Genomic DNA, 24,266 nt, shown 5'->3' with positions numbered 1-24,266 from the left:
CTCCTGATTTATCATATTACCAATCTTGCCTTTTGTCGTACTTCATCAAAAATATCTGTTGGCAGCATCTCGACAAACTGCCATTTACGACAACTAAAATCAAACGACTTAATTTGTTCAATATACACTGTTCCATCAATTTGGGTTCGCTTATCTAGTTGGACATGTAGTGGATAATCTTCCCCATTAAAAGAGCCATGAGAAATAGGAACTACCCAGGCAAAAGGTGATGTTCGTGCTAATATATTATTACTAATTACTACAGCTGGTCGTCGTTTCTGAATTTCTACACTTATTGAAGGATCGAAATCAATATAAATAATACTGCCAGTTTGTGGATATTCTACCATAATTCTTTTCCTTCTGGTTTGGCATTTTGCCATTCCTTTAAGTCTTCTGGCATTTGATACTCACCATGCCAATCCTTAAAAAGATCCTCAATCGTTGAAGGTACTTTTTTAGTTGGCGTTAAAATTAACGTTCCACTTTTTCCCTTAACAAAACGATATTCAGTACCAGGCTTAACATTGAATGATTTAGGAATAGTTACGACTGTTGCATTTCCTTGTATTCTAGCTTTAACAGTATCCATATTATCACCGCCATTAATATTTTTATTAGTTTATATTATACCATATGTAATTATTAAAGTAATTACTTTATCATCGTTGCCCTAAAGCCTAACAGAAAGAAGCTAGTTGCAAACGGACGAGTTGATGGACATATTCTCCACAAAGCAAAAGGTTCTAACGGCTTCGGTTATGATCCAATCTTTTATGTTGATTCGTTACATTGTTCAATGGCAGAGCTTACACCAGAACAAAAGAACAAAATTAGCCATCGTGGAAATGCTTTAAGGGCGCTGATGAAGGACTTTGATGAATGGTGGAATGACTAAGATTATCGGTACTCTTCTCAATAAATAAGCTTTGCCAATTATTCATAAAGTATCCTTCCAAATTTTTATTGCTGATAATTATAACTTAAAACAGGTACAATATTCCAAAGATCATATGGTCAGGCTGTAATCATTATCCTTAACAGTGTCTTAATCTTTTTAAAGATAAACATCTGTTTCCTTTACTCAAATAAAAAAAGACTATATACTTAAAATGTTAATCAAAAGCATACAGTCTATCCATCACTTAATTATGATGGATTTTTTATTTTAAATGCCAAGAATACTAACGATATTTCGAAAAACCTGTTGAGGAATGTGATCTACATGATCGACAATCTTATATTGGCGATTTTCCAAATCTAAACTTGTCATTTGTTCAACAAGCAATGTTCCTTTAGTTATAGTTCCTTCTTTCTTGCCATCCCATTTTACCACAGTTGGAAAATATTTTTCTTCACTAGTAAATGGGATAACCCAGGCAAACGGCGTAACTACTGTTAAAAAAGGATCGCTAACTACAAGCCAAGGACGATATCCCTTCTGCTCATGATTATGCTCAGGCTTAGGCGCGTTATCTAGCATGATAATATCGCCTTGCCTTAATCCTGACAATGCCATGGCCCACCTCCTATAATTTTTTAGCGTGTTTCAAACGTTTTTCAACTCGCACACTAAAATTAAATTAATTCATTTCCAACGGGTTTACCCTTATCTACTATTTCAAATGGATATGGCTGACTGGTATCATAGCCGTTAAACAATTGTTCTAAGTGGCTTTTTTCTTTTTTAGGCTTTATTACAAGTGATTCTGAAGTCACAGTCACTTCAACTTCTTTATCACTTGGAGCAATTCCAACTTTATCAAGTAGCGCTTTAGGAAGTCGGATTGCATTGGAGTTGCCCCACTTTCCTAGTTTAAGCGTCTGATCCATAACGCATCCCTCCTTAGTAATTAAAAGCTCTTCTCTCACGTTTAAGTATATACTTGGATATCCACAATAGCAACTAATATTTTCACCAGAAATAATCATCATAAACTTTTATAAATATCACTTATTAATACTTAGACAAATTTAATACCGTATGCTTAATTTATGTAAGAAAAACAACTATTTCAATTCAGCAACTCCGCTCTTAGAAATATGTTTACCTTCATTGCCAAGTACTTCTTCAATGCTAAACAGAAAAATGGTCAACCAGCGTAGCTTACACAGTTGCGTCGATTGACCATTCAATTTTTAAAGCCTTTTTATTATAGCAGAGGATAATAAAAGTAGCTATATTGATTGAAAGATTTCTAGCATCTTCTCACGGAGCATTTAGTAGTTTATTCCCTCGCATTATCTCCCTATTCAATAATCTGCTACTATGATATTCTATTACACGGGAAAAAGAATTATCGGAGGAGAAGTACTTGAAGAATCTATCAAAAATTATTATTGGGATTGCCGCTAGTCTATGTTTATGGGCAATTCCAACAGCACAGCCAGTCGAGGCAAGCCAAACACCACTAACCGTCAATATTCCTGATGGTAAACAAGCACAAATTTCAAATAAGGCTATCAAACTTAATTCAGAAGATGACGGAGCCGTCACCTTTGAAGGAAAAACCGAGGCTAATGCCGAAGTTACAATTGCCAAACGTGGCGGAAACAACCGTCATTATAAAGTCAAGGCAGATGAGAATGGTAATTTTTCTAAAACCCTAAAGCTATCAACTAAAACTAAGAAGTGTAATTTTGATATTACTTCCGAAGATGATTATGATAGCAGGAGCGCAAAAACAACATTTACCGTTACCAATAAGGCTTATGTTAAATCGGTAGTTGAAAGTGAATCTTCCTTGTCAAGTAGTAGCTCAACAGATGAAGAATCATCAAGCACTGTAAGCTCATCATCTACTAGCACCTCCGCTACTAATGATATGAAGACCGATCAAGCAAATGGAATGATTGTCGGCAATGCCAATTCTAAAATCTACCACACACCTGATCAACAAGGATATCACATGAACCCAGCGAATGCCGTTTACTTCAATACTGAAGCAGAAGCCCAGGCAGCTGGATATCGTAAATCACTTAGGTAATATTTAAAGCTCCTCACCTATTCCCAGTGAGAAGCTTTTTTTAATCTATTCACTTTTTAGAAACTTTTGTTAATCAATACCCCTTAACAAGGAATACAGATTTTTATATTTTTATCTGAAACTTGAAAGCGCAGAATAACGGTTAATTACCGTCACTCTGCGCTTCTTTGTTATAAAAATAGAAACGCAAGAGCTCTCGCGTTATACTTAAATTGCCTAAAGCTTAAGTAGAAAAGAGTCTTGCGCAATGAAAAGTATACCTCAAATTCAGGCAGAGAACGATACTAAAAACCTAGTTTCTTCGTTTATTAAGCTAATTGGTCTAGGTCGAATGAGTAAAAAGGATTAATTTCAAACGTCAATCAACGATTTCTTTAACTGCTATCATCACTTGGCTATTTGAAGTTTGTTTTAGTAGATGCTCCATGTATCGAGCTAAACCAAGTCCAGATTTTAGCTCACGAACAGCTAGGAATGTGCTAAATGATGGTCGGATCAACTGGCAAGGCCTCTTTTTGAGTACTTTCAAGTTTCAGTTTTTATATTTAAATAGCTTTTTGATCATTTAGGTACTGAAGATATTTTTTATATTTTACAATTATCTTACCTCTGATATACCATGTCATATACGAATAATCAGGCTGACCATTAGAACATACAGGTAACATGACTCTTAATTTTTTTAACCTTTTTTCATTAACTTCGCGATTAAAGCCAAAATTATTTTTTTGCTTTTCCAAACTGGTTGCAATAAATAGGTAAATCTCCTTATTACCTTCTTCTAAATGGAAGCTAGTAATATGATCACTTGCTACATAATTAAATGGCTCATAAAAAGCCGTTCCCACTGAACCACTATTAGCTAAACTTATACTAGGAGTAAATACTCTACAACCATCAATAGGCTCTACCCAATCTGCAACACCATTATTCATAGCAGATGATGAAACATAAGGGAACTTACCTGACACATGGTCATCATTTTTTAAACGTTTACCTCGTTGAATTGTTGAAAAAATTTGCTGTACTGAGAAAGCTTTCCAATTAACGTTAGGATATTTTAAATAATCCTGTTGTTCCCATTCCCCTAAATTAATTAATTGCTTTTTAACGTACAGAATGTATTTATTTAATAATATATTCATTCTTTCCCGAACAAAATCTTCCATAAATTTGAAATCTGGCTGTTCCTGCTCATTAAACGGTAACATAACATGATCAGCCCTTAAATGTTGAAGATTACGCTTATATCCATGATTATATTTATCTTTAATAAGATTTTGAGAACTAGTAAAGAAAAGTCCTGTTAATGGATTAATCCAATTGGCGTATCCGAAAATCACATTAACAGTAGATACAAACTCTTCTTTTTTATAAATTGCATATCCAGCTGATCCATCACCATCTTTAATAAAACCAATACAGTTTCCTGGTTGGATAAGTTTCGTATTTTCAATATTTCTTTTCAGATAACATAACACACCGTTATTACGGTTGGTAGCTCCAATATATTCAATGCCACGATTACTCTTTACTAAATGCGTTACAGAACTACATTTTCCCGGAACAAAAGAGCTAAATAAATTATTAATAGCAATTGGCCTCCATTCTCGGTCAGTCACTTTAAGCATTTTCATCACCACTCTCCCTAAAAAGATAATCACGACCAGCCATAACCATTGAAAATTCAAAATCTAGATAATCTCCAATGGATTTATCAAAATCGGATTCAGATGGGATTTCGTCATTGAAGTAATAAAAGCTATGTAACCATTCATCAGAAGCATTAATAGTAGATTTAACACAAAACTTAGTCGGTGCTTTAATATTATTCTGCCAAACATCTAGTAAATATTGCTTGCGATCTTTAACTTGTGATGTTGCAACTAAACCAGTATGAGGACTTACTTTGTATCCATCATTACGAAAATCAATAAATTTCACTTGTTTGTCATTTAATTGTGGCTGATGAGCAGTGAATACTGCAATGACAGGGTTAGTACCTACTCCATAGAATGTATTAGGATTACAAGTAATTACTCCTTCAAGTGTATGCTCTTTAAGAATAGCTTCCTTAATTTGCTTCTCAGCTTTGGATTTTCCCACCATTGTTGATTGTGGAACTATCACAGCACATCTTGCATCAGGTAGTAAACTATCAAGTAAGTGTTTAATAAAACTAATCTCATACTTACTAGGATCGGACTTTGAGCCTTGAGAGTATGGTGGATTCATCATACCTACTGTTGCCATAGCATCAGTTTGTAATTTAGCTGCAGGTTGAGCTAAAAAGTCTTCATTCTTTAAGTTAGACTTACCATCTCCACGTAAAATCATATTGGTAGTTGCAATTGTGAACATGTAATCCTGTAACTCAATACCAAATAACTGATTCTTGCGAATACTTTGTCTTTCTGATTCAGAATTTGTTTGATTAAGCATATTATGCATAGCAGCAATTAAAAATCCGCCAGTACCACAGGTGGGATCAAGTACATGATCATCTGCCTTTAAATCAACCAAATCGCAAAACAGTTGAGTAATATGCTTAGGAGTCAAGATAATACCCAGCGATTGACCATCTCCACCGGAATAACTCATAAATTCACCATAAAAGCGACCTAGGTAATCTTCACTACTACTGTTATAACGAATATCCTGATATATAGTCTGATTAATAAACTCAGTATAGTAGCGTAAAGGCGTCATACCTAATCTATCATCTTTAGTATTAAGTTTAGCCGAGTCCGTAATAATCCTGAATTGATTAATTAACTTATCTAATTTAACTTGTGGTTGAACATTGGATCGCTTAAGATTAGAAATGATAGCTTCCATTATTTTCTGACCATCAGTTTTTACTGTATCGCCTGTCAAAGTATCAATACTAAAGTTGTGAGACTCTCCTTCACGTAAAGCTAAAAGAATTCCAGAGACAACCAATGGCTTATCTGTATCCTTTAATTGTCCATAAGTACGTAAACTTTCATGAAGTTTAGCCGCATCTTTTAATATTTCAACAGTGGTCTTTTCTTCATTTGTATCCTCATGAAGAACCTCTTTCAAATAATACTCATCGACATTTCTCTCATTGAGGCTAATAAAAGATTCTATATCCGGTAGCTGTTGGTACTCACCACGCTCATTTACATATAGCGGAGTTATCCTATGTATCTTATCATTACCAGAAACTCCAACTGCAAAGCACTTCTTATATGAAGTTTGTTGTAAAATATGCCGTGCATAATGTAAGGCTCCATTTAGAGCATATTCTGGAACAACTTTATCATTATCTGTAGTAATAACGCCATCTTTAACATAAACATGATTAGAGATGTCAGACTTGTCTTCTATTACAATAAGAAAGTCTCTAACAATACCAACATATTCGGGATAACCTGGCTTACCGTTAAGACGTTTACTAGCTGTATGAAGTGCACTATCAATATTTTTAATTTTAGAACTCTGATAATCTAGATGAATATCAACATCTTCTAATAAGTGGTTAACCCAAAGATCCGTTGTTCCTTCTGATCTAGCCATTTAAGCCACCACCTTTCTAAAGGTAGCAGCCTTAAAATGCCCTAAATTGGCAATCAGGAGTGAGCTTTTACCCCCCCCCATCAATTTATTTATATTTTTAATTACGCAATTCATAATATATTACCCCTTTTGATTAAATTTCCTTATGCTTCACTATTATAGTCGATGATAACTTAACAGCTCAATGATGAAATAGGATTAGTTATATCATTTTAGTATAATTAAACCAACAAGTTTAAAACTAAGGGAGTGATCAATTTGGGTAGAAGAAGAGGCAGTAAAAATGGAGTTCAAACGTCTTCTTATCCTAAATACTTTTGGGAAAGGAAGAAATGGCAACAGAAACCTTTAATTGATAAGATAATAGATATAATTCTTACCTTTCTGATTTTAACTGTTATCATTTTGACTACACTGCTATTTATTTCTCATAACCACACAGCTGAAGAATCATCATCACATATTAACTCGTCATCTTTTATATCTAAGTCTTCAAAAACATCGTCTAAGATAATGAAAAACAGTGATCAGGACACTTATACGGAGACTCACCCATCTAAATCTAATAACACTAAAGTTGATAGCAACATAACTAATTCTAACGTTCCTATAAGTAATAATACTTCTTCTAATAATTCAAACTCGTCCGATAGTTCAAAAGGATATGTTGCAGGCGAAGGAACTAAGTTTGCATATAATATTGGTCGCGCTGGTGGACTAATTAATGGTAATAATCAGGAAACTGAAGACCAATTTTATCAAAACTACAGTATGGATGATAATACCGTAACATACAATGGTAAAACTGTTGAATACAATAAGGTCAACCGCCCTGATGGCACTTATTATTATTCAGTTACACCAGTTAACTAAAGAAAGTATAAACTTAACAAAAGGATTCAACTAGACCTCCATGTCTAATTGAACCCTTTTATAATATAGATCCTTATTTTAGATTTTAGTATTCACGCTTTTTGATACCAAATAAACCAAGCATGGTAACCATTGCTACTCCAGCAAGTGAAAGAATAGCATTATTATCATTACCAGTTTGTGGCAATTAGTGTTATTATTCTTCAATTGTTGCTTATACTGCTCACGTATAATAATTGTACCATAAGAGTTTCATCCATGTATTATTCGTTACCACACTAGTCCTCTGTTTCACTACTACTTGGCTGAGTATCACTTTGAGCACTTGCCGAAGAATCATTTTCATTAGAATTATTTTCCCACGGGTCATCAGTTCCGTAGCTATATTCTCCAGGGCCAGTTATTCCTTCACGAGAAAAGCTTTCCATATCCCTATCAACACTTTCTTTAACTGCCTTATCCCACCAAACAATCTTTAAACCGCACTTGCAAGTATAAGTTCCAGTGTACACAAGTCCTGGATAAAATGGCTCTGCTCCATATGAACAAGTTGCTTCGTGTTGTTTAATTGCTGCTTCAGCTTCCTCAACACTATTAAATTTTAAGACTTTCCCAGCATTAGGCTTTTTACCGGATTCAATATCAGTAGTTATAGAGGTACCCTGACTACTAGTAGCTCTATTATCAATAGTTTTCTTGCGACTACTTTCCACATCTTTCTTTGAGTGATTTTTCCTACTAATTCGTGAAGATTCGGTATAGTTACTATTCTCACTAGAACTATTTGGCTTAAAAATAGTAAACGCAACTAAGCCAACGACTACTGCACCTAAAGTTACTAAAATAGCATTTAATACTTTGTCTAATTTCATATACTAATCCTTATAAATCTTTTCTTTAATTATAATTAATAAATCTATTACTTGGTAGTAGTATTATTACCACATAATAATTTATAACATTCTGCTAACCTCATTAGCCATAGCAAATACAACATACTGTACTAAATAAAAGAAGTATGAATTTTATCAGTAATCCATACTTCTTTTATTTTTCACTTAGTATTCCGACATTTAGAGTCTTAAATCAGAACTACATTCTAATTATACCCATACACTTCTAACTGTTGTAATGCTGGGAACTCTGAATGATTATCCGCTTTAATAAGGTCAAACAGTTCAATCGATGTTGTTACCTGTTCATTAAAACAAAAGCTTTGAAATTCAGTAGAGTTCGTTGTTTTTAACCTTTTAACTTCGCCGTTTGAAAACTTAACCGAAACCTTTTTCCAATAATTATCATGAGGGAAATCAGCTCGAAATAGTAGCTTGATTCGATTTACGTGTACTTTTCTTCCAAACTCTACTTTAATTTTTGCGTTATCTTGCGAATTTATTCCCCATAAATCAAAAGGATAACCACCATGAGATCTATTGGCATATTTACCATCAATTACATTCTTAGCATAGAAAACAGATTCATCCCTAGTTTCAACATTTGCAGATACATGAGGATAAGCCCCAGTGTTTTTTAATTGATCATGCGTGTTAAATGCTAAATTTTGATAGTTATTAACTTCCCACGTTTCAGTATACCTTACATAAATATAATGACGCCTTGTCCTAAAAGCACTGTCTAGTTGACTTGGATAATATTTTGAATCTAATGGAATTTGAAATACCCACTCCTTGCTTGGTATAAAAAGTAAACTTGGGACCAATGATTCATCAAATTGAACCCACGCATAATTTTTATCCTCATCAATATGTAATACTATCTGGTCCCCTTTACGCCACTGCATTTCTTTTACTCCAATAGCAGCTAAATTATCTCCAGTATTAATTAAGAGCGTAATCTCTTTATCATCACTTACTTTCTCAAACCGCACCTGATTATCTTTATCCTTACTTCCAGCGATATCATGTCCCATCTCACCCGTTTCCTACCATACTTCCAGATTTTTACCTAATAACTTCAACAAAGCCTCTACATAAAAATAATCAGCATAAATAATCGGCTTCTCATCTGCTTTATCTTTTACATAATTTACTGAACCATGCGTAACTATTCCCATAGTTTCATTATCAGTGTTAACATATTCGTTACCAATTTTCTTCAATATATTCACTGCTGCTTGCTTATACATAGGTTGTTCCAAGGCCAGTATAAACCGAATTAATTCAATCAAACCAGAAGCCGCAATAATTGCAGCAGTTGTGTCAATTTCTCTTGGTTCCTCAGGTGCTCGGAAATCAGCAAGAGGTATATAATCATTTTCTTCGACATTTGCAATAAAATAATTAGCCGCTCGTTTAGCTAAATCTAAGTATTCTTCATTTTTAGTATATTTATAACTCAATGCAAAACCATATATTGCCCATGCTTGTCCACGCGACCAATATGATATATCCATTTTATATTAGATTGTACATTATTTTTCAAATATTTAGCTTAAAGTAGCTGTGTCTTATTATAATGGTCCAACTGCGACCTATTGAATTTAATTAATACATTTCCAATTAAGTTAATACTACTAATAATTGCCTCACCAGAATTTAGGCTACTAATTTGCCCAATTGAGTCACGAGTTAGATAATTGCGAACAATATTAATATCTTCTGAATTAGTTAACCTATGTATTATTACTGTTCCAATTTGAGAAAGGATAATTGGAGGAATATCTTTTGGACTTTGCGTGGTCAAAAATAAAAAGATTCCTTTTTTTCTACCTTCTCGTGCTATATTAACTAACCCTATATTATCAAAGCTATTATTTAATAAATAACGATGAGCTTCATCAATACACAATATAAAAGCTTTATTTTCTTTTTTGTTTTCTTTGTGGTTAAATAGATATTCACTTATTAACTCAATTATTGTAGCTCCTACTATATGCGTAACACTAATTAAAGATGCATCTATATATAAACTTGTTTCATCTGTTATGAAATCATTTAATTTAGTAAACAGATCTTTTCCCTTATCATTAGTAAAGAACTTATTAATTTCTGATACTGTCTGGATATGTTCAACTTTTTCTATTAACCATTCATTCGCATTATACTTAAATGAGTCAAATATATATTTTCCTTGAGTAGGTGAATTCCACTTTGTATCAATTTTTACAGAATCTGCTCTAATTTGTTTAGATAATAATCTTAAGTCAAACGCTCCATTGTCCTCTTGGTTTCTTATTTTTATAAGTTCATCTTGTATTTCAGAAAAGGCTTTCCCTTCTTTTTTGAATACTTCCTGTCCTGGATATAAATATTTAAGTTCTCTTATTGCATCATCAAGAGCTGGAGCTTGGCTTTCATTATTTGTTTGAAATAGCATTTCCCATTGCCGCATGTTTACATATCCTGGATTTACAGTAGTATCTTCTCCTAATTTTAATTTTCTAACCTTTTTGAATTGCTTAAATGAATCCCTATATTCCCCTGTTGGATCAATAAGTATAAATTTTTTACCAATTTTATTATATTCTTCTAAAATTTTAAGAGAAGATGTCGATTTTCCAGAATTTGTTGCTCCAACAATTAATAAATGTCTGTTAAATAAAGAATTTGGATCGATATTAAACGGTAATTCCTCCCCAAGAGATTTTACCGTACCTATTTCCTTCAAAGGGTTCCGATTTTCATTATTGATTAAAAAGGAATCCAATGAATTAATAGCTCTCTTAACTACTTCTTTACTTGCTAAATACGCCTTATCTGATAAACCCACATTTTTTGCTCCAGTAAATGTTAGAACCTTTTCCTTTAATATTCCCAATAGTTTAATTTCTAACTGTGGAAATACTTTCTTTTTTTCATCTCTAATCATTGCTGTATGAATTGTATTATTGTTTTTAACCTCCGCTTTTACAACTTCTCCAATAAACAATCCCTGGATATTGTCGATAATTACTAAATAATTAACTGTGTTGGGAACTATTTGTGATCTATTTATTATTCTCGGATTTAATACAGCTAAATTTTCAGCTTGAATATAGCTGTATTCTGAAGAAACAAGCGATACCTGACCAATGTAAAATTCTTCTTTATTAATATCTTTATACAAATCATCAATCTTCATTAACTTCACCATCTAGGTACATTACTAGGTTATTTTCTTGATTATTTAGATCAACACCCAAAAATGAAACCGTGCCATTTTTATTCATAATATTTTCTAACTCAGTCCAATTTTTATTATCTTTAGTATGATCAATATTATGGTCTGTTACCAAGCAAGAAAGAGAATCATTTCTTTTTAAAGCCTGTGTAATCATTTGAGAAATATGATTATCAGCAAAACTAAAGCCTATTGTTACTAATAATGTATTAGGTAATTTTAGTTTTTCTTGAAATCGGCTCATTAACTCAAAATACGGATCTTGATAACTTTTCATGTATTTGTTTGAGCTCGGAAATATCATAATAGGGTATCTGCTATCATTTTTCCCATGATAACTATCCTCTAATACTATAATTCCATTACTTTTATCATCCGTTTCCAAGTACCAATTAACAGACCCATGAATTTTAAATAAATCAATAACTTTATCTTTATAAATTAATTCATTTGTATTAAGATTAGGAACTCGTTTCACAAAATTCCAATCAAACAAATCATCGTTAAATGAAGGCTTTCGTGAAAATTCAAAGCCATCAATAACTGTATAGTTCATATAGCTTGCTTCATCTTCAATAACAGTATCATAGTTAGTTGTAACTACACATAATTTATTACCATTTTTTATATGTTTATTAAAAATATTTAATATACTTGAATGATTAAATGGTCCTCTTCCTATTTCATACTTATATTTTACTTTTTCAACGATCATATCTTTAATTTCATTTAAATAAGATTTATATTCTTTTTCTACATCACCATTAACGGAAATGAATGTTTCAAGCTGCGAAATAAAATTTTCTAGATTAAATGATGGCAATTTACTATTACTTATAGATGTGGAACCTTCTAAGGAGTCAACAATTATATTACCCTTATCTTCCGTTAAAATCAGATCATTAGATAGATATTTTATGTCATGACAAATTTCCTCTAAGCTTTTCTTATTAGCGCTTTTAAATTTTAAGTAAATTTCATTTGCAAGCATGGCAACTGTTTTTCCATAATTTTCATCAATTCCATTTGAAGTGGTAACTACAGATGCTCCTGCTCCAAACATAATAAGAATATTGTCATATTGACGATCTACTATTTTAGAAACCTCTGTTCTAATTAGTTTCTTAAAATAAGCCTCTTTTTCGTTAGCAGACGGTTCCTTGTCATCTTCATTTTTTCGGAAAGATATATCAATATTATCTTTCTTATAAACTATATCATCATCTTTACTATTAGCCTTTTCTTTTTGATATGTATGATATTTATCCTTATATATAGTGAACATCATTTTTCCAACTCCTATTTTATTGAATCATCATTAAAAATGATGTTATTTATTATACCTCTGTAAGCAACCAATCACAGTACATAGTGAAAATAAATTGAAATGCGTAACTTCGCTCATTTTAGTAGGCTATACTCTTCTCCAAATTACGATACACTTACTATACTTCTTCTGTCTATGGCGAAAGAGCTTCAATATCGCTACTAATATGTAATAAATCGCATTGACTTCAGCTCCGCAAATAAACAATTTTTACGAATCAACGTTGTAAAGCGAAGTTTTACATCTTCAAAGATTCGACATAACCTTGTTTGCAGAGGGCAGTTATAAAATGTAGGAAATCGGCGGTTTAAAATTGTCGGTTTTCCTACATTTTTTGTATACTCACTTTATCAATCTTTTGAGGAAGTGATGAGTATGCGAAAAGACGTTTACGAAAGGATGAGATACTTTGTGGTAGAGAAAATAAAGCCAAATTATTCCGCTATTGCACGACAATACGGTGTTGATCCACGAACAGTAAAAGCTGCATATTTACAAGCCCAGAATGGTGAAACAAAAGTTAGAAAATAGCGAAAGCGCCGTAGTAAGTTAGATGGATATCAAGACATTATTGAAGATAAATATGCCTCAGGATGTTCTGCTAGATCAATCTATGATTTTATCGTTGAAAAAGGGCTTTACTGGTAAATACACCATTGTTAAAGATTATTGTCGTCGTTTTCGTAGAGCACAGGCTAAAAAAGCAACGATTAGAGTTGAACATACGATAGGATTAAGTGCTCAAGTTGATTGGAAAGAACGAATAACAATGACTGACAGAAATGGTGCCCCACATACTTTCAGTATTTTCCTATACGTTCTGCCCTATTCTAAATTTAAGTTTCTAAAACTAACCTTAGATCAGAAGCAGGATACTTTATTCAAATGTTTGTTTGAAGCCTTCAAGTTTACCGATGCAATTCCTAAAGAAATCTGGTTTGATAATATGTCAACTGTCGTTGACCATAAATTAAGTGACTTTCATCATCATCGATTTAATGAGCGATTCCTATCATTTAGCCATGATGCCGGATTTCATCCAGTCGCTTGTCGACCATTTAGACCGCCAACCAAAGGTTGCGTTGAAGCATTGGCAAGAACAATGGAACGATTAAAACCTTATGATGGAGAATTTAGTACTATCAATGATTTAAATAATATCGTTAATCGACTAGCTGAACGGCTCAATCATGAGAAATCGCAAAGTAATAATCAGAAGCCAATTGAATTATGGATAAAAGAAAAAGAGCATTTCCGGTCTCTCAACCATGATCTCGTGAGATATTTCAACAGCGACCAAACTAGAAAAGTATCTCGAGACTCAATGATTAGATTTCAAAACCATCAATACTCTGTTTCCCCTAATTATATCGGAAAAGAGGTCGAAATTAAACCGACAACTGATGGTAAAACCATCCGAGTTTTCTATCATGGTATTGAGATTCAAAAGCATGATTTAACCAACAAGCAATTTAATTACGATCCTTGTGATAAACATGCCATTCTTAAAAGCGATTTGATGAAAGATAAAACGGATGAAGAAATTGATCAGTATATGCTTAATAACCTCAGTATTTATGATCAGATTGGGGAATAAAATGAATCAATATCAAAAATTAGTCAATAATTTAACGAAGTTAAATTTACATAATATGGCTGCATCAATTGTGGATTATCGTCAACAGGTCAATGATAGTCAAATTAGTTTTAGTGAAGCTCTGTTAGAACTAACCGATAAGGAGATAGCCTATCAGCAACAGGAAAGCTTAAAGAGAAGAATCAAGCGTGCTAGATTTCCAATTATCAAACGGCTCAATGATTTTGATTATCAATTTCAGTCTTCAATTAATCCGCAACAAATCGCTGAATTTGCGACGATGTCATTTCTAGACAATCAAGAGAACATCATTTTTATTGGTAGCCCTGGCGTGGGTAAAACCCATCTATCAATTGGTCTTGGTATCGAAGCATGTCGACAAGATGTACGAACACTATTTATTAATTGCCATGAATTAATTCTTAGATTGAAGGCAGCTCAAAAAAAGCAACACTTAGAGCGCATAATGCGACGATATGAAAGATATGACCTGTTAATCATTGATGAATTAGGTTATTTACCAATATCGGTGGAGGAAGCAAAACTATTATTTCAACTAATAAATGGTCGCTATGAACGCAAATCAACGATCATAACGACCAATGTACCATTATCAAGTTGGGGAGCTGTTCTCCATAGTACGGCAACCGCAGAGGCCATTTTAGACCGACTTGTCTATCACTCACATGTGATTAAGATCAAAGGAAAGTCATATCGCTTAGCATCGGTCAATTCCTAAACCGCCCAAATCATACATTTTTAAACCGCCATAAAATGACAATTTAAAACCGCCCTTGACATAAGTTTAATAAAAGCTATTTTTTTATTTATTTAGTTTATTTTTGAGCCATTTTGCCCATGTTGATTTTCTTATTATTTTTATTCCATAATCTGCAGCTAATTTTCCACTCTGAAACTTATTCCAAAAAGCTATAGCCAGCAAACTTGCAACAGCAGTACTTCCAATAGATAATGCAGCTATTTGATTTTCATTTAATAAATTCCTTTCCCTTACTTTTTTGGCGGCTCCAGTAACTGTTCCATTTATGAAATTTTTCTTTCCTGAAATTGAGCGACTACGCACTTGTTCAAAATCAACTTGCCTATTAGCAGCGTTATCTTTTGTCATATTATTGCGATATTTAACATATTTATCTCTAGTTGTCTTCAATAAATTAACTGGAAGATCTGTTGACCACCATTCGCCAACTTTTGCTATATCCACAGCGGAATTGAGTGTATTAGTAATTTTGGAAGATAGTAGACTATGTGTTGCCATAAATGTTGTTACAACGGGTGCAATTGTTGAAATATATTTATTTAATAGCTTATATAATAGAGATTTATCTATCTTCCCATCTTTCCATATATCTTCTAAAGTATTCCAGCCAAACTTACCAAGATCCTGTGTTCTATGTATGATTTTGGCCGTTAACTCTTTACCTTCTGAAGCCGTTAGTTTCTTATTAAAAATAGTATTCTCAAGTAATGAGTCCATTAAGTCTTGTGCGAAATCATCTTCTCCCAGCTTATTAATATCCTCTTTTGGTTGGTATTCTGGAACGGTACTGTTATTAAATATTCCTCCATTACCTGTTGCAGGTAGTGTCTTGCTTTGATTAGAAGGATTAAATAAGTAACGATACTCATCTTTCACTAACCTCATTGGTAAAAGTACTGCCATTGGCCAGTTCCAATTTGCTATACCTGAGCCATTGGTTAGAAATACATAAATACCCTTTTGGGATAAATAATAAGAAGTTGGACCTTTAACATAAAAGCCACCTGAATAAGGAAGTTTATATTCGCTATCTACATAAACTTGTTGCTTATATTTATGTGCTACTCCTCTAAAGTATTTTGCTGTATTAGCTGTATTTTTTAAAAAGTATGTTAAAGGCAACTGTTCACCGTTTTTAAAAACATAACCCTGAAGATTACTAGTATAGTCAAATGAATACCAATATGCTCCGTGACCACTTATAGTCGACTGTAGAAATGACGTATATCCGTTACAATCAAAAGTTATCCTTGGCTTAGTATAAGAAGCCATCCCGTTTTTTATAGATTTACTCCGAACATTTTCAAACTCGTTTTTATTAAGTCTTTTATTCTTCTTAGCTCTTACAGTAATGTTTTTTGGATCTTTCATATACGTTAAATAATAATCATGTGTGTTAACGGTTTTATTATCACTTTCATTACCAACGTGATGATAAGTAAATACTACCGATCTCACCTCATTGTCACTTTGCTTTGCTAAAGTTTTCGATAGGTTACTAATATTCTGATAGTTCTTATTATTACCATCATAGTTAAAATGATATTGCAGACTGTTGTCAGGTATATTATTTCGCATATCCGTTTTTACTTCGGGAACATTCTGAAATGTCGATACACTTTGATTGTCTTTATTACTTACATTATTATAGTCACTGGCACCCCAAGTAACTACATGGGTCTTTAGCGACATTTTTTCCATATATTTGTAAGCAACAATATTTTTCTTGTTACTCTTCACTGCATTATAAGAAGTATATGGATCATTATCAAATTTATCTTTAAAAGATTGAACTGTATTTGTTGAAGCAGCTAGTGCATACGAATTTGATGCTGTAACCCCTTTAATATTATCCGTCTGAGATTCTATCGGTGTACTTTGTGAGTTTGTGTTATGATACATTGAATCAGCGTTAACAGCAGATTCCTTACCCAAAGTTAATGTAAAACCAACAATTAAGATTGTTACCCAATTTTTCTTCGACTTGTACAATTTCTTACGCATTATATTATCCTCCCAATAATAACGTACTCGGCTTCATTATAGCCATAGATTAGCTAATTATAAACAGTAATTTAGCAATCTGAATTATCAAATCAAGTGCAACATGGCTATGAAGCTAAATAGTGTTGGAAACATTCTTGAGCAGAATGTTAATGGAGAAGCTTGCGAGGCTTGGTGTTAATAGCTTGGACGGCTTGATGAAGATAAAGGAGAGACTGTTTGATTGGTTTTCCTTTAGGATAAAATTGACGAAGTAGTCCATTACAATTTTCGTTGCTTCCCTGTTCCCAAGGTGAGTATGGATGGGCAAAGTAAATCTTAGTATGCCTAATCTTAGCTAACTTGGAGAACTCAGCACCATTGTCAAAGGTAATTGAGTTAAACCAATTTGGATGGTAATCAACCACCTTTTGGAGTTCTTGACGAGATAGTCGGTAAGTTTAACAATAATCTTAAAACGCGTTAACCGTTCTGTTAGGGTCATCGAATCCAATTGATTTTTACGCCACACTCCCTTAACTAAATCGCCATCCCAATCAAACGGATGTTGTCGCCAGTTAATGCTTTGTGGACGTTTCTCAATCGAATTCCCCAGGTGTTTAACTGTCTGTCGAGGGTGCGAATGACGCGCCCTTTTTAAGTGACGACTTAGTTTTTGTGGTAAATCAAGATTCTTGATGTCTAGCTATCCTCGGTCGGTATATCAATAAACGGTCGGCGTAGATGGGCAAGGCCGCGTAGAAAATTTAAGCTTAAATTGACCAATGAATCATCAACACTCGTCGCATTAAACTGACGTTTAAGCTGCTTAGTCAGAAGCTTAAAGAAGAACTGGTCATGCTTAAGCAAAGAATAACGATGGCACTTTAATCGGCGCTGATCATGCTTGATTTGGGCAGTTTCACCAAAGTAATGATGGTATAGAAAATAATCTGAATTACGTTGGAGGACGCTACCACGTTTGAGTTCCCGCCCAATCGTTGAATGATGGCAATGGAGTTTGTTAGCGATTGCCATATTAGTTAAGCCAAGATCATGAAGAGCTTCAATTTGCCCACGCTGTTCACGTTAGTGTAAGATTTTCATAGGTTGGATGAATAATTCATCTGGTCGTGAAAATCTTTTTTGTAGACCAATTTTACTTATTTACAAAAAAAGAAAAGACCAGTAGCCTTTAGTGTGTCGAATACTAAGCAAAGGCAGGTCTTTCCTCATGGATATTTTAACAGAAATCGAGCAGAATTTGGTGAAATCAGGCAGTTTATTTGAAGCTGAACAGATTATTTTAAAAGGAGTGCTGGAGTTAGGACAAGCAATCATGCAAAACTTTTTGGAAAGCTTAGATCGAAACTTAAAGTCCCAAACTCCAGCGAACTATCAAGTAATCAATAAACAGCCACGGACGCTTAACTTTATCTTTGGTCCGGTGACTTTTCAACGACGGTATTATCAGGCTGGGACAAAGAAATGTGAATTTTACTTAGACCAACAATTAAAAATTAAACCACGTCGTCGTTTATCGCCGCACTACTTAATGATGATGGCTAAGATTGCCCAAACAACTACAATGCGCAACACTGCCGATATTTTGAACCTTGTATTTGACAGCGGAATTGGCAGTATATCCTCTCGCCACAAATGCGTGGATTTAAGGATATTCATTTAATCGGCTCAGTCGAAAGTCCTCACCGGGCTTTTACTTACCGGATGAAGAAACAGGGCAAGTCCTGGACTGAGCAGGCAAGAAGTTTTAGCAAAGTACGAAATAAGGAATATTTCTCAACTAAATCAATGGATAATCCAGTACAATAGTGACAAACTAACTGTTGCTTACGCAACCAGAAAGCGAGTTAAGAAAATGGGCCGGAAAGTATCCTTTGATGAGAAAAAGCAGATTGTGCAATGGACAATTGAGCATCAGAATAATTATTAAGAAGCAGCTAATAAATATGACGTTAGCTACCAACGAGTGTATTCATGGGTACGCAAATATTCGCAAAGTCGTGATTGGCAAGCCTTAAAAGACAATCGCGGCCGGAATAAAGGTAAAGAACCGACAAGTGAACTTGAACGTTTAAGGAAACGGGTTCGTGAATTAGAGGCTGAGAAGCGTGAAAGTGAGGTTCAAATTGCTTTCGCAAAAAAATTAGTCGAAATACGCAATCGGGAGATGCAACGACCGGACGATATCAAGCGATTCAGGAAATGAGTGAGGAAGGATATGCGATATCAGAACTAGTTAAAGCAGCTAAGATAAGCCGTCAGGCTTACTATAAATGGTTGAAGCGCATACCTACTATTAAAGAGCTTCAGGATAGAGAAATTTTGAAACTAATTAGACAAATTGAGCAAAAGAATAAGCAAAGTGTTGGTTATGGAAAAATGACACGTCTCATTAAACGGTCTGGATTAGGGTATGCGGTTAACAAAAAGCGAATCATTAGAATTATGAATGAACACGGGATAAAGGCTGACTATCGTCAGGCTAAAAGGAAACGAGCTAAGGAACGTCAAACCTATCAAGCTGAAAATATACTTAATCGTCAGTTTAAACAAACAGCAGCTAATCAGGTTTGGGTAACCGATACAACAGAGCTGTCCTACAACATTCATAACTATAAAGTTCGATTGCATGTAGTACTCGATTTATATGGCCAGTATCCGCTAAGCTGGCTAATAACCCCGACAGAGACTAGTGAAGGAGCAATTGAAGTATTCAAACAAGCACAAAAGCAAGAAGGTAAATTAGCCCCACTGATTCATACTGACCGTGGAGCTGCATATACTTCTAAAGCATTTAACAAATATTTGGCAAGCAACAATAGCCAGCATAGTTATTCAGCACCAGGTACACCAGCAGATAACGCCGTAATAGAGCATTGGTGGGCAGACTTTAAAGCAATTTGGTTAGTGCACTCAACCAAGCCACAAACATTAGACGAACTAAAGTCATTAGTAGCAAAAGGAATCGAATACTTTACGAATACCTTTATATCAGCAAAAAGAAATGACCTTACCGCAGCGGAATTTCGTTACGGCAAAGCCAATTAATTTTTATTATTTAATGTGTAAACTTGACAGGGTACAGTACCAACGAACTGCTTACGGTTTTCGTAATTTCTTTAACTTTCGTGTCCGAATTCTCCTCGCATTACCAAACACCTATATTGCCATTAACTGGAAAAATAAACAAACAGCTCATACCAACGTTCAGGCACAAGCTGCTTAGTAAATTTATTCTATTTTTTATCAGTACTTCTTGACGAAGAGCCTCATTTTAACAATTAAATCATCGACTTCATTTTTAGGTAGAGTACTATCTAATGTATGATATATTCCCTGCAACCCCCAATTAATTTGATCATTAGTAGGTAAAAAACTTCTAGGTATACCTAATGAATTAGTCATACTATTAATTAAACTTTCAGAATTTTTGGCAACCGACGGCTATTTTAACACTTCATTATTTTCAATCAATATATATCCTCCTACTCAATATATAAAATTTCAACTTATTATAAACTCTTTTTTAAATCAGTAAATAACTAAAGAAAAAATAGATACGTACTCATTTAAATTTCATTAATCTTCATCTCGGTGCTTTATTACTGCTTCTTCCTTTATTAATTCTATTAGTTTCTCATATAGTAGTATTAAATAGCTTTTACTGGCTTTAATAACATTATCGGCAATTAGCTTATCATTAACTCTGAGCTTAATCGCTTGCCATAATTTCATCTGACAACGAAATAGTAATGCCAAGTTAAACTTGTATCCACATAATTTGGCAAGAACACTACTTAAAATTTAGCTGTGTGGTAAAATCCCCTGTGATGCAGAATTATTTATCAAAATATTCTTACAATACAGTTCCGTTGCCTTCAAAGTCGCTTCGCAACTATAATAATGTGTTTATATCAAAATCAGGCTACCCATCATTCAAACATAAGTTCCTATCATACCACACAAAAAACCGGTGACCAAACCAGTTTCTGCACTATTCTTCAATTTTATTTAATAATTTAATAATTCAAGATTAGTTCTTTAATAATTTTGACACTGTATGAGACGTGCTTTCTATAAACTTACCTAAAGAATCTAAAGGGACTTATATCACAGCCCCTATTCTACTTTAGGATGTTTGACGTAGAACCTTTTTAAACTTCAAACACCCTTTCATTAATATATTTTTTTACAAATTTACGAAGTTTCTTATATCCATTATTTTGAAGAAATTCTATATAATTCATTAATCTAGGATTATTAAGAGTCTCTGAATAATCTTTTAATTCATATTTGCAATATTCACTAGTAAAATTAAAGCCTAAATATTTAAAAATTTCTGGATTCTTTTCTTGAGAGAGAATACTGAATATCTCATCAGTAGGAGAAAACAGATATCTTTTTATGAATTCATCGTAATTAATATCAAAATTAGTATCGTGATTAATAAAGCCATCATAATGATCCACATAATTTTCTATAAAAATATCAACCCAAAACATCGGGAATTTATTATTATATATCATTTTAAGAAAGCTACCATCATTTATAGCAAAAAAATATATTTTAAAATCAATATTAGCTAATTGATACTGGTTTATTCTTTTTCTTATCTCACTTACAGTTTTAACCCAACCAGAATAATCAATAAAATTATCATTAAGACGATCCAGAACCATATTAATTTCATTATGACTATCACCATTAACTTTGTGAATTATAATATTGTTTAGCTGGCAAATAATTTTAAGGGTTAATTCCCCAATATCAAGATTTCTATCTAGTCTATATATTCCAAACTTCTTAAATTTATTTAATATTATTTCGTTATTTGCTATTAAATAAATAAACTGTTCAAGTGGTGGCATTTCCATATCTTCCTGATTACCTTGGGGATCAATCAAGCTAATATAAATATCAGAATTAAGTGCCCCTCTTAAATTTTCTTTATCATCTATACTTAAATAACTTTCAATTTTACCGGAAATAATATCCTTCTTAAATTCTATAAGGTTCTTTCCATCTGGCAAGAAATCTCTTAATGTTTCCTCATATTCTTTATTATTACTTATAAGTAGTTTAAGAGATTCGACAATTGAATAATTTCGTTGCAAAATTACGATAAAATAAGGGAAAATTACTCCTTGTTTTTTTTCATTGTTATTTATTTTTAGTGCAACATAATCAGCAGAGTCTTTTAATTTTCTAAAATCACTATCTCTAGAATCACTTTTTGAATACTCTAAAATTGTGATTTCATCTTCAAATCTTCTATTTATAGCGAAACGCGATAAAGGTTTTATCTTTTTTGCTTCCATAGTTGATAAATCATCATTTTTATACTGAAGTTTTATTCCCTGAAGATCATAACCCGAATCACTCTGAAATTCAGAAAATGGCTCTAAAAGTTCCTTCCAAGTTGTTGAAACTATCATACCTCGTATCTCATTTTGTCCCAAGCCTAATTTTCTCCGAAGAGCAGCAAAATATTTATATAATTCCTGAATTGCTTGCCTTGATGCACTCTTTTCTTTTTTGAGTTCTAATACAACATACTTTTTATTAGAATCAACAGCTAAAATATCAATAAAGCCTCTAGTTCCAAGGCTATCTGGTCGCAAGTATTCTTCTTTCTTTAAAAGCTTTAAGTTTGGCTCAATTAAATCAAGATTTTTAACCAGGTAATCACGAATATCTGATTCCTTTATTTTTGACATTTTTAATCCCCCAATTTTAATTTTCAAATAAATAATTAAACTCTCATGTGGCATATAAATACTTAAATATATTATTATCACCATATTTATCTATGTCAATCAAACATTATGACATAGATAAATACCAGTTTAAACATTTAAATAGCGTATGAGATAGCGTACCAATTCCTTATCATTAATTTCTCGTTCATGTAGTAAACAAATGAACAAAATAGGTTAGGCAACCTAGCTGTGCCTTATTTACCTGATAATTGACAAATCCTTTACCATAATCAATTCAATAAATGCATATTGCGTGCTTACGTTATTTTTGGGCAACACGAACAACTAAAGAATTTAGTCATCATCAAATAACAATTTTTCACTATGCTAATACGCGTTCAGGGCAAGTAATTGGTAGGATTGTTGGTCAAGAATATTCAGGGATTATCGCTTGTGATGGCTATGGAGACTATAGTAATAATCTTTATCCAGAAGCTAAATTCAGTACCTATTTAGTTCATATCCGTCATGAATTTACTAATATTATTAAGGCATTAAGTACTGAACAGGTGATGCATTCCGTAGCCCAACAGGCGGTTAACTTACTACGGCCGATTTTCCACACGGAAAATCAGTTAAAATATCACCATTGCCAAGAAAAATTGGCTCAACGGAAACTGAAAATATTGCCATTAATGGATAAGTTTTATGCTTATATTAGTCAGGTACCCCGACCAATGGGTAAGCTAAGAGCAGCAATTCAAAATGCCTTGAACTAAAGAAGCGTGTTTATCGGATCTTTGAAGATGGTCAAGTACCATTGACTAATAATCCGGTGGAACAGGCGATTCGGCCATCAACACTTATCCGAAAGAATTACCTCTTTGCGACTTCCATTCGTGGAGCTCAAGCAAATGCAATTTACTACACTTTAGTAGAAACGGCTAAACTAAATCGCTTAAATATCTACAAATATTTTAAGTATCTCTTTGATCACTTACCTAACCGCAATGACGAAGACATTAAGGCCTATTTACCATGGGCAGAAGAAATACAAACTAATTGTCATAATTAAGTAGGGTATACACTTTCTGGTATTGATACAAAACCAATGCCAGTTTTTTTGTACGCAAAAAGGACAACTGCTGCCCTTATGTTATACAATCAATTCACCACAAAAATCATGTAAAGAAGGTTATGCAGATGTCCCAAAATAATTTTATCTTAAGTCTCCTTGAAATTAAAGACCCTAATATTCGAATAACTGATGTGATTGATTTACCAGCCTCTAATCCGGCAGACCAAGAACATACTAAGCTAATTAAAGCCCGGC

At 33.3% G+C, this 24,266-nt stretch carries 18 protein-coding genes and 8 pseudogenes; 11 read left to right on the top strand and 15 right to left on the bottom strand.

Annotated elements, in window-relative coordinates:
* Nucleotides 1–11: 11 nt before the first annotated feature.
* Nucleotides 12–350: a type II toxin-antitoxin system PemK/MazF family toxin gene (locus tag H5S41_RS10855; protein WP_182603321.1), complete on the bottom strand. Its 339-nt coding sequence runs from the start codon at nucleotides 348–350 to the stop codon at nucleotides 12–14.
* The gene (gene mazE / locus H5S41_RS10850; protein WP_182598278.1) at nucleotides 344–592 is read right to left on the bottom strand and encodes a type II toxin-antitoxin system PemI/MazE family antitoxin; all 249 of its coding nucleotides are present in this window, start codon (nucleotides 590–592) and stop codon (nucleotides 344–346) included. The genes H5S41_RS10855 and mazE overlap by 7 nt, the downstream gene beginning before the upstream one ends.
* Before the next feature lie 72 nt (nucleotides 593–664).
* Here mazE and H5S41_RS10845 point away from each other — a divergent pair.
* Nucleotides 665–898: pseudogene (locus H5S41_RS10845) on the top strand (non-canonical purine NTP pyrophosphatase); the annotation flags it as partial.
* Between the two features lie 270 nt (nucleotides 899–1,168).
* Here the strand turns inward: H5S41_RS10845 and H5S41_RS10840 are convergent.
* The gene (locus H5S41_RS10840) at nucleotides 1,169–1,519 is read right to left on the bottom strand and encodes a type II toxin-antitoxin system PemK/MazF family toxin (RefSeq protein ID WP_182603320.1); all 351 of its coding nucleotides are present in this window, start codon (nucleotides 1,517–1,519) and stop codon (nucleotides 1,169–1,171) included.
* A 59-nt stretch (nucleotides 1,520–1,578) separates the two neighbouring features.
* On the bottom strand, nucleotides 1,579–1,833 hold the full coding sequence (locus H5S41_RS10835; protein ID WP_182603319.1) for an AbrB/MazE/SpoVT family DNA-binding domain-containing protein: 255 nt from the start codon (nucleotides 1,831–1,833) through the stop codon (nucleotides 1,579–1,581).
* Between the two features lie 482 nt (nucleotides 1,834–2,315).
* Between H5S41_RS10835 and H5S41_RS10830 the strand changes: the two genes are divergently transcribed.
* Both H5S41_RS10830 and H5S41_RS10825 read left to right on the top strand, forming a co-directional pair.
* Complete coding sequence (locus tag H5S41_RS10830; RefSeq protein ID WP_182603318.1) at nucleotides 2,316–2,987, top strand: sunset domain-containing protein; 672 nt, start codon at nucleotides 2,316–2,318, stop codon at nucleotides 2,985–2,987.
* 247 nt (nucleotides 2,988–3,234) lie between these two features.
* A pseudogene (locus tag H5S41_RS10825) lies at nucleotides 3,235–3,499 on the top strand (IS4 family transposase); the annotation flags it as partial.
* A gap of 33 nt (nucleotides 3,500–3,532) precedes the next feature.
* On the opposite strand, the gene H5S41_RS10820 reads toward H5S41_RS10825, so the two are convergent.
* Nucleotides 3,533–4,624, bottom strand: coding sequence for a restriction endonuclease subunit S (locus H5S41_RS10820; RefSeq protein WP_182603317.1), 1,092 nt, complete (start codon nucleotides 4,622–4,624; stop codon nucleotides 3,533–3,535).
* Nucleotides 4,611–6,530: an HsdM family class I SAM-dependent methyltransferase gene (locus tag H5S41_RS10815; RefSeq protein WP_182603316.1), complete on the bottom strand. Its 1,920-nt coding sequence runs from the start codon at nucleotides 6,528–6,530 to the stop codon at nucleotides 4,611–4,613. The genes H5S41_RS10820 and H5S41_RS10815 overlap by 14 nt, the downstream gene beginning before the upstream one ends.
* A 258-nt stretch (nucleotides 6,531–6,788) precedes the next feature.
* On the opposite strand from H5S41_RS10815, the gene H5S41_RS10810 reads away from it, so the two are divergent.
* On the top strand, nucleotides 6,789–7,403 hold the full coding sequence (locus tag H5S41_RS10810; protein ID WP_182603315.1) for a hypothetical protein: 615 nt from the start codon (nucleotides 6,789–6,791) through the stop codon (nucleotides 7,401–7,403).
* Between the two features lie 85 nt (nucleotides 7,404–7,488).
* Here H5S41_RS10810 and H5S41_RS10805 read toward each other — a convergent pair whose 3' ends face one another.
* The 6 genes from H5S41_RS10805 to H5S41_RS10780 all read right to left on the bottom strand — a co-directional run bounded on the left by H5S41_RS10805 (nucleotide 7,489) and on the right by H5S41_RS10780 (nucleotide 12,810).
* Nucleotides 7,489–7,590 (bottom strand): LPXTG cell wall anchor domain-containing protein, encoded by a 102-nt coding sequence (locus H5S41_RS10805; protein WP_182603314.1) that lies wholly within the window; start codon nucleotides 7,588–7,590, stop codon nucleotides 7,489–7,491.
* Nucleotides 7,591–7,681: 91 nt separating this feature from the next.
* Nucleotides 7,682–8,275, bottom strand: coding sequence for a hypothetical protein (locus H5S41_RS10800; RefSeq protein ID WP_182603313.1), 594 nt, complete (start codon nucleotides 8,273–8,275; stop codon nucleotides 7,682–7,684).
* Nucleotides 8,276–8,502: 227 nt separating this feature from the next.
* Entirely contained in the window at nucleotides 8,503–9,333 is an 831-nt protein-coding gene (locus H5S41_RS10795) for a hypothetical protein (protein WP_231833141.1), read from the bottom strand.
* Between the two features lie 12 nt (nucleotides 9,334–9,345).
* Nucleotides 9,346–9,816, bottom strand: coding sequence for a hypothetical protein (locus tag H5S41_RS10790; RefSeq protein WP_182603312.1), 471 nt, complete (start codon nucleotides 9,814–9,816; stop codon nucleotides 9,346–9,348).
* Between the two features lie 38 nt (nucleotides 9,817–9,854).
* Nucleotides 9,855–11,483, bottom strand: a complete 1,629-nt coding sequence (locus H5S41_RS10785) for an ATP-binding protein (RefSeq protein WP_182603311.1) — start codon at nucleotides 11,481–11,483, stop codon at nucleotides 9,855–9,857.
* A complete protein-coding gene (locus tag H5S41_RS10780; RefSeq protein WP_182603310.1) occupies nucleotides 11,473–12,810 on the bottom strand; it encodes an SIR2 family protein in 1,338 nt (445 codons plus the stop codon). Before H5S41_RS10780 ends, H5S41_RS10785 begins: the two co-directional genes overlap by 11 nt.
* A 414-nt stretch (nucleotides 12,811–13,224) precedes the next feature.
* Here H5S41_RS10780 and istA point away from each other — a divergent pair.
* Together istA and istB are read left to right on the top strand one after the other, a co-directional pair.
* Nucleotides 13,225–14,446 (top strand): annotated as a pseudogene (gene istA / locus H5S41_RS10775) (IS21 family transposase).
* A 1-nt stretch (nucleotide 14,447) separates the two neighbouring features.
* Nucleotides 14,448–15,185: an IS21-like element helper ATPase IstB gene (gene istB / locus H5S41_RS10770; protein WP_182603309.1), complete on the top strand. Its 738-nt coding sequence runs from the start codon at nucleotides 14,448–14,450 to the stop codon at nucleotides 15,183–15,185.
* 84 nt (nucleotides 15,186–15,269) lie between these two features.
* On the opposite strand, the gene H5S41_RS10765 is transcribed toward istB, so the two are convergent.
* Together H5S41_RS10765 and H5S41_RS12220 are read right to left on the bottom strand one after the other, a co-directional pair.
* Nucleotides 15,270–17,231, bottom strand: coding sequence for a KxYKxGKxW signal peptide domain-containing protein (locus H5S41_RS10765; protein WP_182603308.1), 1,962 nt, complete (start codon nucleotides 17,229–17,231; stop codon nucleotides 15,270–15,272).
* A gap of 149 nt (nucleotides 17,232–17,380) precedes the next feature.
* Nucleotides 17,381–18,296, bottom strand: a pseudogene (locus tag H5S41_RS12220) (IS30 family transposase); the annotation flags it as partial.
* Between the two features lie 148 nt (nucleotides 18,297–18,444).
* On the opposite strand from H5S41_RS12220, the pseudogene H5S41_RS10755 reads away from it, so the two are divergent.
* The 4 genes and pseudogenes from H5S41_RS10755 to H5S41_RS12215 all read left to right on the top strand — a co-directional run.
* Nucleotides 18,445–18,882, top strand: a pseudogene (locus H5S41_RS10755) (UPF0236 family transposase-like protein); the annotation flags it as partial.
* Between the two features lie 78 nt (nucleotides 18,883–18,960).
* A pseudogene (locus tag H5S41_RS10750) lies at nucleotides 18,961–19,440 on the top strand (transposase); the annotation flags it as partial.
* On the top strand, nucleotides 19,437–20,282 hold the full coding sequence (locus H5S41_RS10745) for an IS3 family transposase (protein ID WP_182603307.1): 846 nt from the start codon (nucleotides 19,437–19,439) through the stop codon (nucleotides 20,280–20,282). The pseudogene H5S41_RS10750 and the gene H5S41_RS10745, both read left to right, overlap by 4 nt.
* Before the next feature lie 40 nt (nucleotides 20,283–20,322).
* Nucleotides 20,323–20,460: pseudogene (locus H5S41_RS12215) on the top strand (ISL3 family transposase); the annotation flags it as partial.
* Nucleotides 20,461–21,388: 928 nt separating this feature from the next.
* Here H5S41_RS12215 and H5S41_RS10740 read toward each other — a convergent pair.
* Nucleotides 21,389–22,951 (bottom strand): endonuclease NucS domain-containing protein, encoded by a 1,563-nt coding sequence (locus H5S41_RS10740; RefSeq protein WP_182603306.1) that lies wholly within the window; start codon nucleotides 22,949–22,951, stop codon nucleotides 21,389–21,391.
* Nucleotides 22,952–23,256: 305 nt separating this feature from the next.
* Between H5S41_RS10740 and H5S41_RS12010 the strand changes: the two are divergent.
* Nucleotides 23,257–24,008, top strand: a pseudogene (locus tag H5S41_RS12010) (IS66 family transposase); the annotation flags it as partial.
* Nucleotides 24,009–24,266: the final 258 nt, after the last annotated feature.

Origin of the sequence: Limosilactobacillus albertensis (assembly GCF_014145555.1) — a bacterium.
Classification (GTDB): domain Bacteria; phylum Bacillota; class Bacilli; order Lactobacillales; family Lactobacillaceae; genus Limosilactobacillus; species Limosilactobacillus albertensis.
The sequence above is the reverse complement of the archived record's forward strand: the minus strand, read 5'-3'. Positions and strand labels throughout refer to the sequence as shown.

Coding starts and splice junctions, on each gene's coding strand:
- istB (WP_182603309.1), top strand. CDS start 14,448: ATGAATCAATATCAAAAATTAGTCAATAATTTAACGAAGTTAAATTTA.
- H5S41_RS10855 (WP_182603321.1), bottom strand. CDS start 350: ATGGTAGAATATCCACAAACTGGCAGTATTATTTATATTGATTTCGAT.
- H5S41_RS10840 (WP_182603320.1), bottom strand. CDS start 1,519: ATGGCATTGTCAGGATTAAGGCAAGGCGATATTATCATGCTAGATAAC.
- H5S41_RS10835 (WP_182603319.1), bottom strand. CDS start 1,833: ATGGATCAGACGCTTAAACTAGGAAAGTGGGGCAACTCCAATGCAATC.
- H5S41_RS10765 (WP_182603308.1), bottom strand. CDS start 17,231: ATGCGTAAGAAATTGTACAAGTCGAAGAAAAATTGGGTAACAATCTTA.
- H5S41_RS10820 (WP_182603317.1), bottom strand. CDS start 4,624: ATGAAAATGCTTAAAGTGACTGACCGAGAATGGAGGCCAATTGCTATT.
- H5S41_RS10790 (WP_182603312.1), bottom strand. CDS start 9,816: ATGGATATATCATATTGGTCGCGTGGACAAGCATGGGCAATATATGGT.
- H5S41_RS10745 (WP_182603307.1), top strand. CDS start 19,437: ATGAGTGAGGAAGGATATGCGATATCAGAACTAGTTAAAGCAGCTAAG.
- mazE (WP_182598278.1), bottom strand. CDS start 592: ATGGATACTGTTAAAGCTAGAATACAAGGAAATGCAACAGTCGTAACT.
- H5S41_RS10800 (WP_182603313.1), bottom strand. CDS start 8,275: ATGAAATTAGACAAAGTATTAAATGCTATTTTAGTAACTTTAGGTGCA.
- H5S41_RS10795 (WP_231833141.1), bottom strand. CDS start 9,333: ATGGGACATGATATCGCTGGAAGTAAGGATAAAGATAATCAGGTGCGG.
- H5S41_RS10740 (WP_182603306.1), bottom strand. CDS start 22,951: ATGTCAAAAATAAAGGAATCAGATATTCGTGATTACCTGGTTAAAAAT.
- H5S41_RS10780 (WP_182603310.1), bottom strand. CDS start 12,810: ATGATGTTCACTATATATAAGGATAAATATCATACATATCAAAAAGAA.
- H5S41_RS10815 (WP_182603316.1), bottom strand. CDS start 6,530: ATGGCTAGATCAGAAGGAACAACGGATCTTTGGGTTAACCACTTATTA.
- H5S41_RS10785 (WP_182603311.1), bottom strand. CDS start 11,483: ATGAAGATTGATGATTTGTATAAAGATATTAATAAAGAAGAATTTTAC.